Below are 14,198 nucleotides of genomic sequence, written 5' to 3'. Positions count from 1 at the left end.
ACATTCATGACAGCCACTATTTCACACACCTCTCCTGCTGATTATGTGCTTCAAGCGCATGCGCTGAGCTGCGTGCGTGGGGAGCGTACGCTATTTACTGAACTGGATCTGCAAGTTAATGCTGGAGAGTGTTTGCATGTGCGCGGCGAGAACGGAGTAGGTAAAACCAGTTTATTGCGTCTCTTGACGGGTTTGTCAAAGCCCGAATCTGGCGAGATTTTATGGAAGGGTCAAGCGATTACTATGGACCCTTCGCAGTATCACCGTGATCTATTATTTCTGGGTCATCGCGATGCATTAAAGGATGATCTCACTGCTTTAGAAAATATCCAGATGTACGCAGCAATAGATGATATTGCTCTCCCGCAAGAGCAGGCCCTTTCTTCTTTATGGCGTTTTGGCTTACGTGGTCGCGAGCATCTACCAGTCAGTTGTTTATCAGCAGGCCAAAAGCGGCGCGTCTTGATGGCGCGTATGGCTACACGTCAAGCCAAGTTATGGATACTAGATGAACCTTTTAATGCGCTTGATGTCAATGCAGTTCAGGCATTACAAACTTTAATTGCCCAGCATCTAGAGCAAGGTGGACTGGTTGTTTTAACAAGCCATCAAAATATTGCTATCCCGAATGTGAAGGTATTGGAGCTATGAATGCCTTCTTTGCCATCATCCATCGTGATTTGCTTTTGGTGATGCGGCGCAAGAGTGAAGTCCTGACGGCACTTTTCTTCTTTGTAGTGGTAACCAGTTTGTTTCCATTGGGTATCGGAGCGGATGCTGCCTTACTACGCAAGATTGCTCCCGGTGTTTTATGGGTAGCAGCTTTACTTTCAACCTTACTGGGTTTGCAGAGAATGTTTGCAGCGGACTATCTTGATGGTGCCTTGGAACAGCTAGTCTTATCCCCACAGCCATTAGTGCTATTAGTAGCTGGGAAGATTGTGGCGCACTGGTTGGTCTGTGGTTTACCTTTGGTTTTAATAGCCCCCATCATCGGAATTCAGTTTGATTTGGATGCAAGCTCTTTGTATGTTTTGATGGGCACTCTTCTACTGGGAACCCCTGTACTATCTTTGTTAGGCTCGATCGGTGCCGCTCTGACCTTGGGTGTTCGTGGCGGAAGTATATTGATGAGTTTGTTGATTTTGCCGCTCTATATTCCGGTATTGATTTTTGGGGCTGGAGCGGTTTATGCCAATAGCGTAGGTTTAGATAGCACAGGGCATTTTTCCCTCTTGAGCGCCTTATTGATTTTGGCTTTAGCATTTGTACCTTGGGTGAGTACTGCAGCCCTAAAGATTGCGATTGAATGAGTAAGCAAAATAATTCTTCTTTTTCCGATAACCGTTTGATTCATTGGTTTAAGTTATCAAGCCCAAGCACTTTTTATCCGGTGGCGGGAAAACTGATTCCCATCTTTTGGGTTCTGACTGCGGTTTTTGGCGCAGCTGGTTTATGGATTAGTTTTTTTGTTGCTCCAGTGGATGCTGTTCAAGGACAGGGTTATCGCATTATTTTTATCCATGTACCGGCCTCATGGATGTCGATGTTTATTTATCTTGTCATGGCAGCATGGGCAGGACTTGGCTTAGTTTTTAATACGCGGCTTTCTGCCATGATGGCTCAAGCCTTAGCTCCGGCTGGCGCATGGATGGCATTTCTATCTTTGTGGACTGGTGCATTTTGGGGAAAGCCGATGTGGGGCGCGTGGTGGGTATGGGATGCACGTCTGACTTCTGAGCTCATCTTATTATTTCTATATCTCGGTTTCATCGCACTGCAAGCTTCAATTGATAATCCTCGTAGGGCAGACAAAGCGGGTGCGATCTTGGCTTTAGTGGGCGTGGTGAATATCCCCATCATTTATTTCTCAGTGAAATGGTGGAATACCTTGCATCAGGGGGCATCTGTTTCATTAACAAAGTCTCCAGCTATGGCGCAGACCATGCTTTGGGGTATGTTGCTAATGGCTCTCTGTTTTTGGATGTATTCCATTGCGGTGGGCTTGATACGAGTAAGGACCATTATTCTCGAGCGTGAATCCCACACGGATTGGGTGAGACAATTGAGCGAGGTAAAGCGCTAATGTGGAATAGTCCTTCTGAATTTTTCGCTATGGGTGGTTATGCACTCTATGTGTGGAGTAGTTTTGGAATGTGCGCCCTCGTTTTATTGTTAGAGCCACTGGTGATTCGTGCGCGTAATAAAACGGTGATACGCAGGTTGCATCAGCAATTGTTAGCAGAGCAGTTTGATAAAGAAAGTGGTCAGTGAAGCCTAGACATCAGCGTGCATTATGGATTGTTGCTGCTTTAGTAGTGATCGGAGTTGCAGCCCTCTTAATTCTCAATGCTCTCAATAGTAATATAGCTCTCTATGTAACGCCAAGTGAGGTGGCTGCAGGTAAAGCGCCACAAGGGCAAGCATTTCGGATTGGTGGTATGGTAAAAGACGGCTCCTTAAGACGAGATGGCTTGACTGTGCACTTTGTAATTACTGATTTAGTGAAAGATATTCCTGTTGCCTATACCGGCATTCTTCCGGATTTGTTTAAAGAGGGTAAGGGCGCTGTGATTCAGGGACGACTCGATACTAATGGCCAGTTCATCGCCAGTGAAGTTCTTGCTAAGCATGATGAAAACTATATGCCCCCGGAAGCAAAGCATGCCCTAGAGCAGGCACAAAAAAATGGAAGCAATAAATGATTCCTGAGTTTGGGCATTACGCATTAATTCTGGCACTTTGTATTGCGCTCATACAAGGTATCTTGCCACTCATTGGCGCACATCAAGGTCGCCGCGAGTGGTTGATGTTGGCTCGACCTGCAGCCCAAGTCGTCTTTCTATTACTCTTCATTGCATTTGTGAGTCTGGCATGGAGTTTCTACGCCAATGATTTTTCTGTGCTTTACGTAGCTGAACATTCCAATTCTCAAATGCCTCTTGTTTATCGGCTAGGCGCAGTTTGGGGAGGTCATGAGGGGTCACTCCTGCTTTGGATATTCTTGCTAAGCATCTGGACTATTTTGGTTGCTCAACTTTCTAAAGCGCTCGATGAATTCATGGTGGCGCGTGTTATCGGCGTTTTGGGTTTGGTAACGAGTGGTTTATTGCTGTTTGTCCTTACCACCTCTAATCCTTTTGCAAGATTGCTTCCTGCTGCTCAAGATGGGCGCTCATTAAATCCTTTATTGCAAGATCCAGGTTTGGTGTTTCATCCGCCAATGTTGTATATGGGCTATGTGGGCTTTTCAGTCGCTTTTGCTTTTGCAATCGCATCTTTATTATCAGGAAGATTAGATGCTGCGTGGGCGCGCTGGTCACGTCCATGGACTACTGCCGCATGGGTCTTTTTAACTTTAGGTATTGCACTCGGATCTTGGTGGGCTTATTACGAGCTCGGTTGGGGAGGTTGGTGGTTTTGGGATCCCGTAGAGAATGCTTCCTTCATTCCTTGGTTGGTCGGTACGGCACTCCTTCACTCCTTAGCAGTCACTGAGAAGCGGGGCGGTTTTAAAAGTTGGACAGTATTGCTTGCGATCACTGCTTTTTCTTTATCGCTTCTAGGAACTTTCTTGGTTCGCTCTGGAGTACTCACTTCAGTGCACGCGTTTGCAACCGATCCTAAGCGCGGTATTTTTATTCTGATCTTCTTATCTCTCGTGGTTGGATCATCTCTGGTGCTTTACGCTTGGCGAGCTCCAAAGAGCACCATGGGTGGCAAGTTTAGCTTGAGCTCACGTGAGACTTTAATCTTGCTGGGCAATGTCTTTTTGGTGGTTTCTGCCGGCTCAGTCTTGTTGGGTACTTTATATCCTTTACTCATCGATGCTTTACATCTAGGTAAGATTTCTGTTGGGCCTCCTTACTTCAATAGTGTGTTTGTCCCCATCATGATTCCTTTATTGGTTTTAATGGGTATAGGCCCATGGGCAAACTGGAAAAGTACCGATCTGCTAGCGATTGTTAAGCGCTTGTGGATAGCAGGTGTCGTTGCGGTGCTTGCAGGCATTGCCATTCCCCTGATGATGGGCGAGTTTACTTGGTTGGCTAGCATTGGCTTCTTGCTAGCATTCTGGGTAATTGCTTCAGGATGTTTGCAGCTTGTACGGCAAGCTAAAGTAGGTAAGCCAACCCGCTCCTTTATTGGAATGCAATTTGCGCATTTGGGGATTGCAGTCTTTGTGATTGGCGTGACCATGGTTGGTGCTTATCAAGAAGAAAAAGATGTTCGTATGCTCGCTGGTGAAACTGTTAGTGTTGGTGGCTATCAAATTCAATTAGAGGGTGTACGGTCTGTTCCTGGGCCAAACTACAATGCCATGCGTGGCACTTTCTTGCTCAGTAAGAATGGCACCAATCCCACCACTCTATATCCTGAAAAGCGTAGTTACTTTTCTTCAAGCATGCCAATGACTGAGGCAGCCATTGATGCTGGATTGACGCGAGATATTTATGTCTCCTTAGGTGAAGAGTTGGAAGATATGTCTTGGGCAGTGCGTGTTTACTACAAACCATTTGTAGACTGGATTTGGGGCGGTTGTTTGCTGATGGCCTTAGGTGGCATCTTCGCTATCTCTGATAAGCGCTATCGCATGAAGTTAAAGAGACAGACATCATGAAGGCAAAGTTTCTGATTCCTTTATTGCTATTCATCATCTTGGTGGTATTTCTTGCAATTGGTTTAAATCGTGACCCCCACGAAGTGCCTTCACCATTAATTAATAAGCCGGCGCCTGCATTTGATATTGCTCAATTGGAGCAGTCCAATAAGAATTTTTCTCCTGCTAGTATGAAAGGTCAGGTTTGGATTTTGAATGTTTGGGCTTCATGGTGTGTGGCTTGTCGTGAAGAGCACCCGGTACTTGTGGAGTTAGCAAACTCCAAAATTGCTCCAGTGATTGGTTTGGATTACAAAGATAAGCGTGAACAGGCGTTAGCTATGCTGGCGACACAAGGCAATCCTTATACATTGTCAGCATTCGATGCTAATGGCCGTGTCGGCATTGATTACGGCGTCTACGGCGTCCCAGAAACCTACATTATTGATAAAGTAGGGATTATTCGTTTTAAGCATATAGGACCCATTAACTCTCAGCTTTTAAATCAGAAGATTTACCCATTGGTGAGTGAACTTAAAAAATCATGAAATCACTACTTTGGATTCTATTGGCTTGCGTTTGCTTCAATACTTCCTTTGCTAAGGACGCTGCTCCATTGGCGGATGATCCAGTGATAGAGCAGCGCCTGATTAATATTTCAGAAGAAATGCGTTGTCTGGTTTGCCAAAATGAATCTTTAGCGGGTTCCCGCTCAGAGCTAGCAAATGATTTACGGAGAGAAATTCGTATACTCATTCAAGAGGGAAAGAGCGACGATCAAATTAGATCCTTTATGGTTGAACGCTATGGTGATTTTGTTCTCTATCGCCCACCTGTAAAACCGATTACCTGGCTGCTTTGGATTGGACCGTTTGCCATTCTGGTCATCGGTATAGCGACCTTACTCAGATATCTGCGTCGCAGAAATCAAAACATGCCAAGTACAACACTTTCAGCGGCCGACAACCAAAAGATTGATGCTTTGCTTAATCAAGAGAAGAGAGATGGCTGAAATGACTAGTTTTTTCATCGCAGCCTTTTTCTTACTAGTGTTGGTGCTAGTACTACTCTTGCGCCCTTTTATATTTCCAGAAAAAATGCAGGCTACTTCTCGTAGGCAGATGAATGCTGCAATTTATCGCGAGGAGTTGGATAAATTAGAGGCAGAGCGTGTGGCAGGTTTAATTAATCCTGCTGACTATGAGATTTCTCATGCTGAGATGCGTCAACGCCTCTTTCAAGATACTAATGAAGAGGATGATCGTGCAAGCTTAGGCTCTACCAAGAAGACTGCGATTGGTCTTTGTATTTTTATTGTGCTACTTTCATCTGGGCTGTATTTTTCTTTAGGTGATGTTGAGCGTGTCGCTCAGAAAAATAATGAAAAGCCGATTACTCAAGAAGGTGTTGAGAAGATGGTTTCTGAATTTGCCATCAAGATGGAGAAAGATCCAGGTAATCTCGAGGGTTGGGCGATGTTGGCGCGTTCCTATCGTATTTTGGGCCGCAATGAAGATGCTGCTAAGGCATATGCTCGTGCTGGTAAATTCGTAGATACAAATCCACAGTTATTGGCTGATTATGCAGATACATTGGCTGCGAATGCCAATGGGAATTTCGCTGGAAAGCCCTTACTCTTAATCAATCAGGCTTTAAAGCTAGACCCCAATAACCTGATGGCGCTTTGGTTATCTGGAACCGCTTCTTTTAATATTGCTAACTATCAGTCTGCAGTACAGGCTTGGGAAAAGCTTGCAGGGCAATTACCTCCAAATTCTGAAGAGGCAAAGGCAATCGCGGAATCAATCGCAGAAGCACGCACTAAGGGCGGCTTGCTTGCAAAGGCACCTGTTGCTGTAGCTGGTAAAGGCATTAGCGGCAAGATTGATCTATCCAATGAACTGAAATCAAAAGTGAGCAATAGTGACATCGTCTTAGTGATTGCTCGTCAGGTGGGTGAGCGCATGCCAGTGGCGGTATTGAAAACACCGGTTGCACAATTTCCGATGAATTTTGTATTGAATGATTCTTTGGCAATGAATCCGAGTGCGCCAATATCAAAGCTGACAGAAGTCGCTGTTGAAGTCAGAATTTCTAAAACAGGGATGGCAAAACCTGAGCCAGGCGATTTAATTTCCTCTGTTAAGACTATTAAAGTTGGCGCAGAGAATGTCCAGCTCTTAGTAGATCAGGTTCGCCAATAAGGACTTTACCCTCTACCAACAAATGGCATCTTCGTGGCCATAATAGTCATCGACAGAATATTGCTCTCTAGTGGAAGTTGTGCCATATGGAGAACTGCTTCACCTACATGAGTTACATCCATGCGCGGTTCAATCTTGATGGACTGATCGGCTTGCATTATGCCGTTAGCCATGCGCTCTGTCATCTCAGTAGCTGCATTGCCAATATCAATTTGCCCGCAAGTAATATTGAATGGGCGACCATCTAATGCGATTGTTTTTGTAAGGCCGCTAATAGCATGCTTAGTCGAAGTGTAGGGCGCAGACATGGGTCTGGGTGCATGCGCAGAAATTGAACCATTATTAATAATTCTGCCGCCTTGTGGCGATTGCGCTTTCATCATGCGAATCGCTTCTTGTGAGCATAAGAACGCACCGCAAAGATTGGCATTGACGACATTCATCCACTGCTCATAAGTAAGCTCTTCCATGGGTATCGCTGGAGCACCCATACCAGCGTTATTAAATAGCATATCTATACGGCCAAATTTATCTTTTAGGGCGGCAAATAATGTCTTGACCTCCATCGGTTTGCCGACATCACAGGAAACTGCAAGGCAGTTGCTGTCATTGCCACCAATATCGCTAATTGCTTTTTGAAGTCTCTCTAAATTACGTCCTGCAAGAACAAGATTAAATCCCCCTTTAAGGAGGGCTTTAGCGGCTGCTTTACCGATACCAGTTCCTGCGCCGGTGACTAGGGCTACTTTTGCTTGATTCATGATGATCTCTAGAGTTTCAAAAACCCCATCTTATCCCGATTTTTTTAATAAATTCGATTCTTTTACCAATTTTCAAGCTCGGGGCATAATGCAAAAAAGAACAGAGAATAAGATGCTTTCCTTAAAAAAACACCTTTATAACCCGTGGGCTATTGCCCTTAGTTTTCTATTGCTTCTTGCCATCCTTTTTGGGGTTTTGTGGGTATTAATTCCTCCGCCACCTAAGACGATCGAGATGGCGACTGGTTTTCCTACTGGTCTGTATTACCAGTTTGGTGAGCGTTTGAAGTCTGAGTTAAATCAAGAAGGGGTTGAGCTCCAAGTCAAAGCAACGGGCGGTACTTTAGATAACTTGGATTTATTAAGTGATCCAAAATCAGGCGTGGCCTTTGCAATGGTTCAGGGTGGAGTAGCTGATGCCAAAAAATATCCGAATTTGGTCTCTATCGCTGGAATGTTTTACGAACCCGTATGGGTTTGGTATCGCGAACCTGCTTTTAAAAATGAGACTGGGCATTTGCGGGTACTTAGTCAGCTAAAAGGTAAGCGTGTCTCAATAGGTAATGAGGGTAGTGGCACATTAGCGTTAAGTCAGACTCTGCTAAAGGTAAGTGGGATAACGGAGAATGATATCCATATTGAAAAGTTAAAACCCGATGAAGCTATTAAAAAGCTCAATAGTGGTGAACTAGACGCAGCATTTATTGTGGCTGCTGCTGAGGCGCCCTTACTGGAAAAGTTTTATATGATTCCTGGTGTTCGTTTAATGAATTTTGATCAGGCAGATGCCTATGCTCGCAATCTTCCTTACCTGTCAAAAGTGAATGTACCGAGGGGTTTGTTAAGTATTGAGTACGACTTGCCTCGTCAAGATATTCAGGTGCTTGCTCCAACTGCAACTCTAGTTGCTCAAAGTGACATTAGTCCTGCATTGGTATCGCTGATGTTGGGGGCGTCTTACGATATTTTGAAATCCTATTCTCGCTTACAAAAATCAGGCGAGTTTCCGTCAAATGCAGGCTTAGACTTTCCTCTGCAGGTGGATGCAGAAATTTATCTCAAGGACGGCCCCTCTTTTTTACATCGAAATCTACCATTCTGGACGGCAGTATGGGTTGGTCGCTTTATGAAGATCATCATTCCACTGTTGGTAATACTGATCCCACTCTTTACCTATCTTCCAGCGGCCAGTAATTTACTGCTGAAGCTAAAGCTTGCTCGGGTATACGAAGAGCTGAAAACGATTGATAAAAATGCCTTAAATCCTCAGTTGAGAGAGCAGAGCTTTAGAGATCTGGACTCGATTGAAAAGCGTGTTGGCAATATCAAGGTGTCGAGATTAGATGCTAAAGAGTTATATGACTTAAAAGGCCATGTAGGAGATGTGCGTAATCGCTTAAATCAGATGAGATAGTGAGACATGAAAATGAATAAACATTTATATCAATATATATTGGGTGCAGTATTGAGCTTGCTTACTTTGCAACTTGCAGCTCAGCCTCAATCCTATCCGAATAAACCCATTTCATTAGTGGTTCCCCAAACTGCAGGAGGCACGAACGATATCGTCGCTCGGCTGATAGCGCCTGCCTTTGGCGAGGCTATTGGTACGTCGGTCGTGGTAGAAAATAAGCCGGGCGCCGGTGGCAATATTGGTACACAAGGGGTAGCGCGTTCAGCAAAAGATGGCTACACCTTATTGTTAACAATCAATAGCGCTCAAGCTATCAATCCTGCGCTCTATAAGAATCCTGGATTTGATCCGATTAATGACTTCGTGCCTTTGTATTACATTGGTGCTACACCATATGTTTTAGTGACTCCACCAGGCTCTCCCTATAAGACCTTAGCTGACGTCATTACTGCTGCCAAGAAAAAACCCGGAGAGCTTTCTTATGCATCCGCTGGGAATGGCACTATCAGTCATCTATTGGGAGCAATGCTCAACACCAGTGCTGGAATTGAAATGCAACATATTCCCTATAAAGGCGTTGCGCCCGCAATCAATGATGTCTTAGGCGGTCAAGTCCCTCTGGCGTTTGCTAGCCTGCCTTCCGCTTTAAATTACATCAAGGCAGGCAAATTACAGGCGATTGCGATTAGTTCAGCTAAGCGTTCCAGTGCTGCACCAGAAATCCCAACGATTGCAGAGACTTATCCAGATTGTGTTGGTGAGGTTTGGGTGGCAATCTTTGCGCCAATCGGTGTAAATGCAGAAGTAGTCAAGAAAACTCAAGCTGCAATGGATAAAGTCATGGCAAGACCAGACGTGAGAGAAAAGCTCATTGCGCAAGGCTTGGATTTAAATCCAGTGCCTCCAGCGAAACTGCCAGCTTTACTAAAAGATGAACTGGCTAAGTGGGTAAAGATTGTGAAAGCCTCTGGCGCTCAATTAGATTAAAAATATATTTTTCGGCATTGCCATAAAATGAATCCATGAAGATTGTTCCCTTAGCCCCGCCTTTAACGCCAACGAAAGAGCTTGCACAAGGATTACGTTCGGATGGATTTGTTGTGGCTTCAGCAGAATCGGTTGCTGAACTTGCTCACGTTTCTTTGGCTGGCTTGCAGGATCTAGTCCAATATTGGGAGGGCCTACCTCGTGATCCTTATTTAAAGGATGGTGGCCGTTATCGCTTTCGTCGTCATGCCAGTTATGAGATGAAGGGGGATACGCTGTCCTTAGTCCCACATCGCGCACATTGGCAGTCAGTAGACTATAACGCCCTACATGGGGGGATTGAACGTTGGTTTGAGCCTATGCACAATCAATTGATGAGTAGTCCTGCATGGCAATCACTGCTTCTGGGATTGGGTCAGCTACTCAATGGTTTAAAGCCAGTCAATACCTGGTTTATAGAAGCACACCAATTTCGGATTGATACAACTGATGGCATAGGCCGACCCACTCCAGAGGGCGCTCATCGCGATGGCGTCGATTTTGTGGCAGTGTTCTTATTGGACCGCATGGGTATTAAGGGCGGCGAAACCAGAATCTTCGATGCCCAAGGTTCGGCTGGTTTGCGCTTCACACTGACCCAGCCTTGGTCTTTATTGCTCATGAATGATGAGAAGATGATTCATGAATCTACTCCGATACAGCCATCTGGAGACTATGGCTATCGGGATACTCTAGTGCTCACCTATCGATCAAATGGATTTCAGGATTCGCCGAACCGCAGTCAGCAATAGAGGATCGCAGATTACTCTGGCTCCATGCCAGCATCTTTAATAGCTTTGGCCCACTTCACGGTTTCTAATTTAATCTTCTGACCAAGTGCTTCTGGCGTGCCTGGCTGTGATTCAAAACCCATTGCAGAGAAACGTTCAACCAAATCTTTAGATTTAGCAGCATCATTGATGGCTTTATTGAGTTTTAGTACAGCATCTTTTGGCATACCTGCTGGTCCAAAGGCTGCAAAAAATGCAATTAACTCGTAGCCCTTGATACCAAGAGCCTCGTTAACAGTTGGTAATTCTGGAATAGCAGGCGAACGCTTTAATGAGGTAACTGCTAGCCCACGAATTTTTCCAGCTTGCACTTGTGGCAAGCTAACAGCAAAGTCTGAGGTAAACATATTGACTTGGCCGCCGATCAGATCTGTCATCGCATTTGGCCCACTCTTATAAGAGACGCCGGTCATCTTGATGCCAGCAACGCTTGCCAGTATTTCTGAGGAGACACGCTGTGATGTGCTGGCATAGGCAAAGGTAATTTTTCCTGGATCTGCTTTAGCAAGCGCTACAAAACCATTGAGTGATTTTGCAGGTACATCATTATTGATAGCAACGATCAGTGGCACTGAACCAAAATAGCCAATAGGAACAAATGCCGTTTCTTGGTTATAAGGAAGATTTTTCACTAAGTTTTTTAAAGCTGCGTTTGTACTATTGGTTCCAAAGAGCAGTGTGTATCCATCGGCTGGAGCCTTGGCAACTTGGTCGGCGCCAATCATGCCATTTGCACCAGGTCGATTCTCGATCACAACTGGTTGACCTAATGACTCTGACATCTTGGCAGCAAAGGCGCGTCCAATTTGATCGGTGGCACTTCCTGCAGCAAATGGAACAATTGCCTTAATTGGTTTTGAGGGATAGCTATCTGCCATCACCTGAGTGCTGTTCAAAGCCATGATGAGGCTTGAGCAGAGTAGGGCAAGGAAATTGAAGAAGGTTTTGATATTCATAGTGTCTCCGACTTGTTTTTCATAGTGTAGCGGGTCTTGAGTGCTTGAGGCGAGTAGAATAAGTTCACGTTTTTACTGAGTCTTTATGCGCTTTCGATCATCTGGTTATACCCCTCTTATGCTCATGGCACAAACTGGTGCTTTATTGGGCTTCGCTTGTTACGCCGTTGTCTTGACCACCCTGCAAGAGGAATGGCAGCTTTCTAATTTGGAATCAGGTTTAATCGCCAGCGCTTTCTTCTTCGGGTATATGTTGACAGTTCCCCTAGCTACTGCGCTGACCGATCGAGTAGACGCGCGCAAGGTGTATTTAGTAGGCGGTCTCTTAGCAACATGCGGACTTTTAGGGATGGCATTTTTTGCTTTTAATTTCTGGACTGCCCTCATTTTTATGGCAATGAATGGTGCTGGACTGGCTGGTACTTATATGCCTGGGCTCAAAATTTTGTCAGATCGTATCGAAACGGGTGATCTCACAAGACATATCGCTTTCTATACAGCCTTTTTTGGTATTGGGACTGGTTTCTCTTATTTATGTTCTGGTTGGATCTTAAATGGACTTGGTTGGCATTATGTTTTTGGCATTATTGCTTTAGGGCCATTTAGTGCATTTCTGATTGTGCTTTTATTGATACCGTCACTGCAACATGAGAAGTGGAAGGGCCCAATCAATATTCGCCTACATGACATCTTTCCAGTGGATAAATGGAAACTCGTCTTGCAGGATAAAAATGCATCCGGTTTTATCTTTGGTTATACGGCACACTCATTAGAGTTATTTGCTTCTAGAAGTTGGATTGTTGCCTTCTTTGCCTTTTGTACGGTAGTGACTGGCGAAACCTTCTTTTTAGCTGCAACAACCTTAGCTGGTGTGATTAATTTCTTTGGCGTACCCTCATCCATATTGGGAAATGAAATTGCGCTCAGAATTGGTCGGCAAAAATGGGTCTGTATTGTGATGCTCACCAGTGCGGTATTAGGTATTTTATTGGCCTGCTCTACAGGCCAGTCCTGGTGGTTAATATTTGCCTTAGCTTCAGGACATGCCATTTTTATCATGGCAGACTCTTCAACCTTAACAGCGGGCTTGGTAATGAGTGCAAAGGAAAACATCAAAGGTGCAGCGATGGGCTTGCATTCTTTAATGGGATTTGCCGGAGGCTTATTAGGCCCTGCGATTTTTGGATTTGTTTTAGATATTTCTGGATCACGTGCTTCTCAAACTTCATGGGTATGGGCCTATGTTGCAGTAGTGATTTGGGGTGTCTTATTTGTGATCTATGAGCGACGTAATGGCTGGGGTAGTAAAGCAAGTCGATGACTCAGGGTCTTACCTGTTACCACTGTTCGAGCACTATTCTTCCTGGTGAGCTCATTGAGGCAAATTTGGGTGGAGTCATACGCTCATTTTGCTGTCCTGGCTGTATGGCTATTGCCCAAACCATTCATGGTGAGGGGCTGGAGGTGTTTTACGCAAGAAGGGAGCAAATTAAGAGAGTCGATTGCCTACCCAGTATGCAAAGCCGGCTGTAAGAGCGGTTACGGTAGTCCCCCAGGCGATATCAATTAAGGCGAGGCGGGTAGGGAAGTCTCGAATAACGGCCAGACCAGTGAGGTCATAGGTCATGTAACAAAAGAGACCAAATAATGCCCCATATTGCACTGCATATAACCATGATTGTTTTGATAGGGCAGGAACAATCACAAAAATAGTGACCCCCAGGGCATATAAGAGGTAGAAAGCTAGGCCCGCCATGAGTTTAGGCTCACTTGACATCAAGCTGCCCATCTCTTGTTGGTAGAGGTTCTTGGCAACGCCTAGCAGCCAAGTCAAATCAATGGCAATGAGCATTATGAGAAACGAAAGATAGATACCAAAATACTTGAGCATTTAACTTATCCTTTTCAGCTTTAATAGGTCAATAATAAGCATTATGATGGAAAGAATGAATTAGTAGTTCAATTTAAAAGGAGTTGATATGTTTAAGCATTTATTAGTGCCTGTGGATGGCTCGGACGTCAGTAAAAAAGGCCTCAAGAAAGTGGCCCAGTTAGTGAATGCAGATAAAGCTGCAATAACCTTGGTCTATGTATCCGATCCAATGCCGCCAACGGTGTATTCCGATAGCAGCATGGGCTATGGCGTTTCTCAAAAAGAACATAAGCAAGCTTGTGATGCTTATGCTCAAGACGTATTTAAAAATGCAGCTACAGCGCTTGGTGCAGGCATCAAAGCAAAAACCCTTCAGATTGCAAATTCTAATTTGTCAGCAGGCATTTTGGATGCAGCCAAGAAAGCGAAGGCTGATGTGATTGTGATGGCCTCACACAAGCGTACCGGTATTAAAGGCATGTTGCTTGGTAGCGAGACACATGAAGTCATTGTGCATGCAGGCATACCCGTATTGGTACTTGCATAAGGTATAGTTGCTTCAATCAAAAAAGG

Annotated in this window: 18 protein-coding genes; 15 read left to right on the top strand and 3 right to left on the bottom strand. The window is 44.8% G+C overall.

From position 1 onward, the window contains the following. Window positions 1–6 precede the first annotated feature (6 nt). The 9 genes from ccmA to ccmI are packed head-to-tail and all read left to right on the top strand — an operon-like array spanning window position 7 to window position 6,804. Window positions 7–651, top strand: a complete 645-nt coding sequence (gene ccmA, locus ICN38_RS09045; protein ID WP_216862737.1) for a cytochrome c biogenesis heme-transporting ATPase CcmA — start codon at window positions 7–9, stop codon at window positions 649–651. Further along, complete coding sequence (ccmB, locus tag ICN38_RS09040; RefSeq protein ID WP_216256733.1) at window positions 648–1,313, top strand: heme exporter protein CcmB; 666 nt, start codon at window positions 648–650, stop codon at window positions 1,311–1,313. Before ccmA ends, ccmB begins: the two co-directional genes overlap by 4 nt. Beyond that, window positions 1,310–2,086: a heme ABC transporter permease gene (locus ICN38_RS09035; protein WP_216256732.1), complete on the top strand. Its 777-nt coding sequence runs from the start codon at window positions 1,310–1,312 to the stop codon at window positions 2,084–2,086. Before ccmB ends, ICN38_RS09035 begins: the two co-directional genes overlap by 4 nt. Further along, complete coding sequence (gene ccmD / locus ICN38_RS09030) at window positions 2,053–2,274, top strand: heme exporter protein CcmD (protein ID WP_255562780.1); 222 nt, start codon at window positions 2,053–2,055, stop codon at window positions 2,272–2,274. Before ICN38_RS09035 ends, ccmD begins: the two co-directional genes overlap by 34 nt. Continuing rightward, window positions 2,271–2,705: a cytochrome c maturation protein CcmE gene (gene ccmE / locus ICN38_RS09025; RefSeq protein WP_216256731.1), complete on the top strand. Its 435-nt coding sequence runs from the start codon at window positions 2,271–2,273 to the stop codon at window positions 2,703–2,705. The genes ccmD and ccmE overlap by 4 nt, the downstream gene beginning before the upstream one ends. Continuing rightward, the gene (locus tag ICN38_RS09020; protein WP_216256730.1) at window positions 2,702–4,621 is read left to right on the top strand and encodes a heme lyase CcmF/NrfE family subunit; all 1,920 of its coding nucleotides are present in this window, start codon (window positions 2,702–2,704) and stop codon (window positions 4,619–4,621) included. The genes ccmE and ICN38_RS09020 overlap by 4 nt, the downstream gene beginning before the upstream one ends. Then, window positions 4,618–5,148 (top strand): DsbE family thiol:disulfide interchange protein, encoded by a 531-nt coding sequence (locus ICN38_RS09015; protein ID WP_216256729.1) that lies wholly within the window; start codon window positions 4,618–4,620, stop codon window positions 5,146–5,148. Before ICN38_RS09020 ends, ICN38_RS09015 begins: the two co-directional genes overlap by 4 nt. Continuing rightward, window positions 5,145–5,612: a cytochrome c-type biogenesis protein gene (locus ICN38_RS09010; RefSeq protein WP_216256728.1), complete on the top strand. Its 468-nt coding sequence runs from the start codon at window positions 5,145–5,147 to the stop codon at window positions 5,610–5,612. The genes ICN38_RS09015 and ICN38_RS09010 overlap by 4 nt, the downstream gene beginning before the upstream one ends. Further along, window positions 5,605–6,804 carry a c-type cytochrome biogenesis protein CcmI gene (ccmI, locus tag ICN38_RS09005; RefSeq protein WP_216256727.1) on the top strand — a complete coding sequence of 400 codons (1,200 nt, stop codon included), beginning with the start codon at window positions 5,605–5,607 and terminating at the stop codon, window positions 6,802–6,804. The genes ICN38_RS09010 and ccmI overlap by 8 nt, the downstream gene beginning before the upstream one ends. 5 nt (window positions 6,805–6,809) lie before the next feature. On the opposite strand, the gene ICN38_RS09000 is transcribed toward ccmI, so the two are convergent. After that, window positions 6,810–7,565, bottom strand: coding sequence for an SDR family oxidoreductase (locus ICN38_RS09000; protein ID WP_216256726.1), 756 nt, complete (start codon window positions 7,563–7,565; stop codon window positions 6,810–6,812). A gap of 112 nt (window positions 7,566–7,677) precedes the next feature. Between ICN38_RS09000 and ICN38_RS08995 the strand changes: the two genes are divergently transcribed. From ICN38_RS08995 to ICN38_RS08985, 3 genes are read left to right on the top strand one after another with little or no spacing between them, the layout of a single operon-like run. Next, window positions 7,678–8,979 (top strand): TAXI family TRAP transporter solute-binding subunit, encoded by a 1,302-nt coding sequence (locus tag ICN38_RS08995; protein ID WP_216256725.1) that lies wholly within the window; start codon window positions 7,678–7,680, stop codon window positions 8,977–8,979. A gap of 12 nt (window positions 8,980–8,991) precedes the next feature. Further along, entirely contained in the window at window positions 8,992–9,966 is a 975-nt protein-coding gene (locus ICN38_RS08990) for a tripartite tricarboxylate transporter substrate binding protein (protein WP_216256724.1), read from the top strand. A 35-nt stretch (window positions 9,967–10,001) separates the two neighbouring features. Next, complete coding sequence (locus tag ICN38_RS08985; RefSeq protein WP_216256723.1) at window positions 10,002–10,757, top strand: 2OG-Fe dioxygenase family protein; 756 nt, start codon at window positions 10,002–10,004, stop codon at window positions 10,755–10,757. Between the two features lie 11 nt (window positions 10,758–10,768). On the opposite strand, the gene ICN38_RS08980 is transcribed toward ICN38_RS08985, so the two are convergent. Then, complete coding sequence (locus ICN38_RS08980) at window positions 10,769–11,752, bottom strand: tripartite tricarboxylate transporter substrate binding protein (protein WP_216256722.1); 984 nt, start codon at window positions 11,750–11,752, stop codon at window positions 10,769–10,771. Between the two features lie 85 nt (window positions 11,753–11,837). Between ICN38_RS08980 and ICN38_RS08975 the strand changes: the two genes are divergently transcribed. Both ICN38_RS08975 and ICN38_RS08970 read left to right on the top strand, forming a co-directional pair. After that, the gene (locus tag ICN38_RS08975; protein WP_216256721.1) at window positions 11,838–13,073 is read left to right on the top strand and encodes an MFS transporter; all 1,236 of its coding nucleotides are present in this window, start codon (window positions 11,838–11,840) and stop codon (window positions 13,071–13,073) included. After that, complete coding sequence (locus ICN38_RS08970) at window positions 13,070–13,285, top strand: heavy metal translocating P-type ATPase metal-binding domain-containing protein (protein WP_255562779.1); 216 nt, start codon at window positions 13,070–13,072, stop codon at window positions 13,283–13,285. Before ICN38_RS08975 ends, ICN38_RS08970 begins: the two co-directional genes overlap by 4 nt. Here the strand turns inward: ICN38_RS08970 and ICN38_RS08965 are convergent. Beyond that, window positions 13,242–13,643 (bottom strand): DUF2177 family protein, encoded by a 402-nt coding sequence (locus ICN38_RS08965; protein WP_216256720.1) that lies wholly within the window; start codon window positions 13,641–13,643, stop codon window positions 13,242–13,244. The genes ICN38_RS08970 and ICN38_RS08965 overlap by 44 nt on opposite strands. A gap of 88 nt (window positions 13,644–13,731) precedes the next feature. Here ICN38_RS08965 and ICN38_RS08960 point away from each other — a divergent pair, with 88 nt between their 5' ends. Next, the gene (locus ICN38_RS08960) at window positions 13,732–14,172 is read left to right on the top strand and encodes a universal stress protein (protein ID WP_216256719.1); all 441 of its coding nucleotides are present in this window, start codon (window positions 13,732–13,734) and stop codon (window positions 14,170–14,172) included. Window positions 14,173–14,198 lie beyond the last annotated feature (26 nt).

The sequence above is a fragment of the Polynucleobacter sp. AP-Melu-500A-A1 genome (genome assembly GCF_018882125.1).
Taxonomy (GTDB): Bacteria; Pseudomonadota; Gammaproteobacteria; order Burkholderiales; family Burkholderiaceae; genus Polynucleobacter.
Note: the sequence above shows the minus strand (reverse complement) of the source record. Positions and strands in the feature narration are given on the sequence as shown.

What these genes read in the sequence shown, in the direction of transcription:
- ccmI (WP_216256727.1), top strand. Translation starts at nt 5,605, where the DNA reads ATGGCTGAAATGACTAGTTTTTTCATCGCAGCCTTTTTCTTACTAGTG.
- ICN38_RS08970 (WP_255562779.1), top strand. Translation starts at nt 13,070, where the DNA reads ATGACTCAGGGTCTTACCTGTTACCACTGTTCGAGCACTATTCTTCCT.
- ICN38_RS08965 (WP_216256720.1), bottom strand. Translation starts at nt 13,643, where the DNA reads ATGCTCAAGTATTTTGGTATCTATCTTTCGTTTCTCATAATGCTCATT.
- ICN38_RS08975 (WP_216256721.1), top strand. Translation starts at nt 11,838, where the DNA reads ATGCGCTTTCGATCATCTGGTTATACCCCTCTTATGCTCATGGCACAA.
- ccmB (WP_216256733.1), top strand. Translation starts at nt 648, where the DNA reads ATGAATGCCTTCTTTGCCATCATCCATCGTGATTTGCTTTTGGTGATG.
- ICN38_RS09000 (WP_216256726.1), bottom strand. Translation starts at nt 7,565, where the DNA reads ATGAATCAAGCAAAAGTAGCCCTAGTCACCGGCGCAGGAACTGGTATC.
- ICN38_RS08995 (WP_216256725.1), top strand. Translation starts at nt 7,678, where the DNA reads ATGCTTTCCTTAAAAAAACACCTTTATAACCCGTGGGCTATTGCCCTT.
- ICN38_RS09010 (WP_216256728.1), top strand. Translation starts at nt 5,145, where the DNA reads ATGAAATCACTACTTTGGATTCTATTGGCTTGCGTTTGCTTCAATACT.
- ICN38_RS08990 (WP_216256724.1), top strand. Translation starts at nt 8,992, where the DNA reads ATGAATAAACATTTATATCAATATATATTGGGTGCAGTATTGAGCTTG.
- ICN38_RS08985 (WP_216256723.1), top strand. Translation starts at nt 10,002, where the DNA reads ATGAAGATTGTTCCCTTAGCCCCGCCTTTAACGCCAACGAAAGAGCTT.
- ICN38_RS09015 (WP_216256729.1), top strand. Translation starts at nt 4,618, where the DNA reads ATGAAGGCAAAGTTTCTGATTCCTTTATTGCTATTCATCATCTTGGTG.
- ICN38_RS08960 (WP_216256719.1), top strand. Translation starts at nt 13,732, where the DNA reads ATGTTTAAGCATTTATTAGTGCCTGTGGATGGCTCGGACGTCAGTAAA.
- ICN38_RS08980 (WP_216256722.1), bottom strand. Translation starts at nt 11,752, where the DNA reads ATGAATATCAAAACCTTCTTCAATTTCCTTGCCCTACTCTGCTCAAGC.
- ICN38_RS09020 (WP_216256730.1), top strand. Translation starts at nt 2,702, where the DNA reads ATGATTCCTGAGTTTGGGCATTACGCATTAATTCTGGCACTTTGTATT.
- ccmA (WP_216862737.1), top strand. Translation starts at nt 7, where the DNA reads ATGACAGCCACTATTTCACACACCTCTCCTGCTGATTATGTGCTTCAA.
- ICN38_RS09035 (WP_216256732.1), top strand. Translation starts at nt 1,310, where the DNA reads ATGAGTAAGCAAAATAATTCTTCTTTTTCCGATAACCGTTTGATTCAT.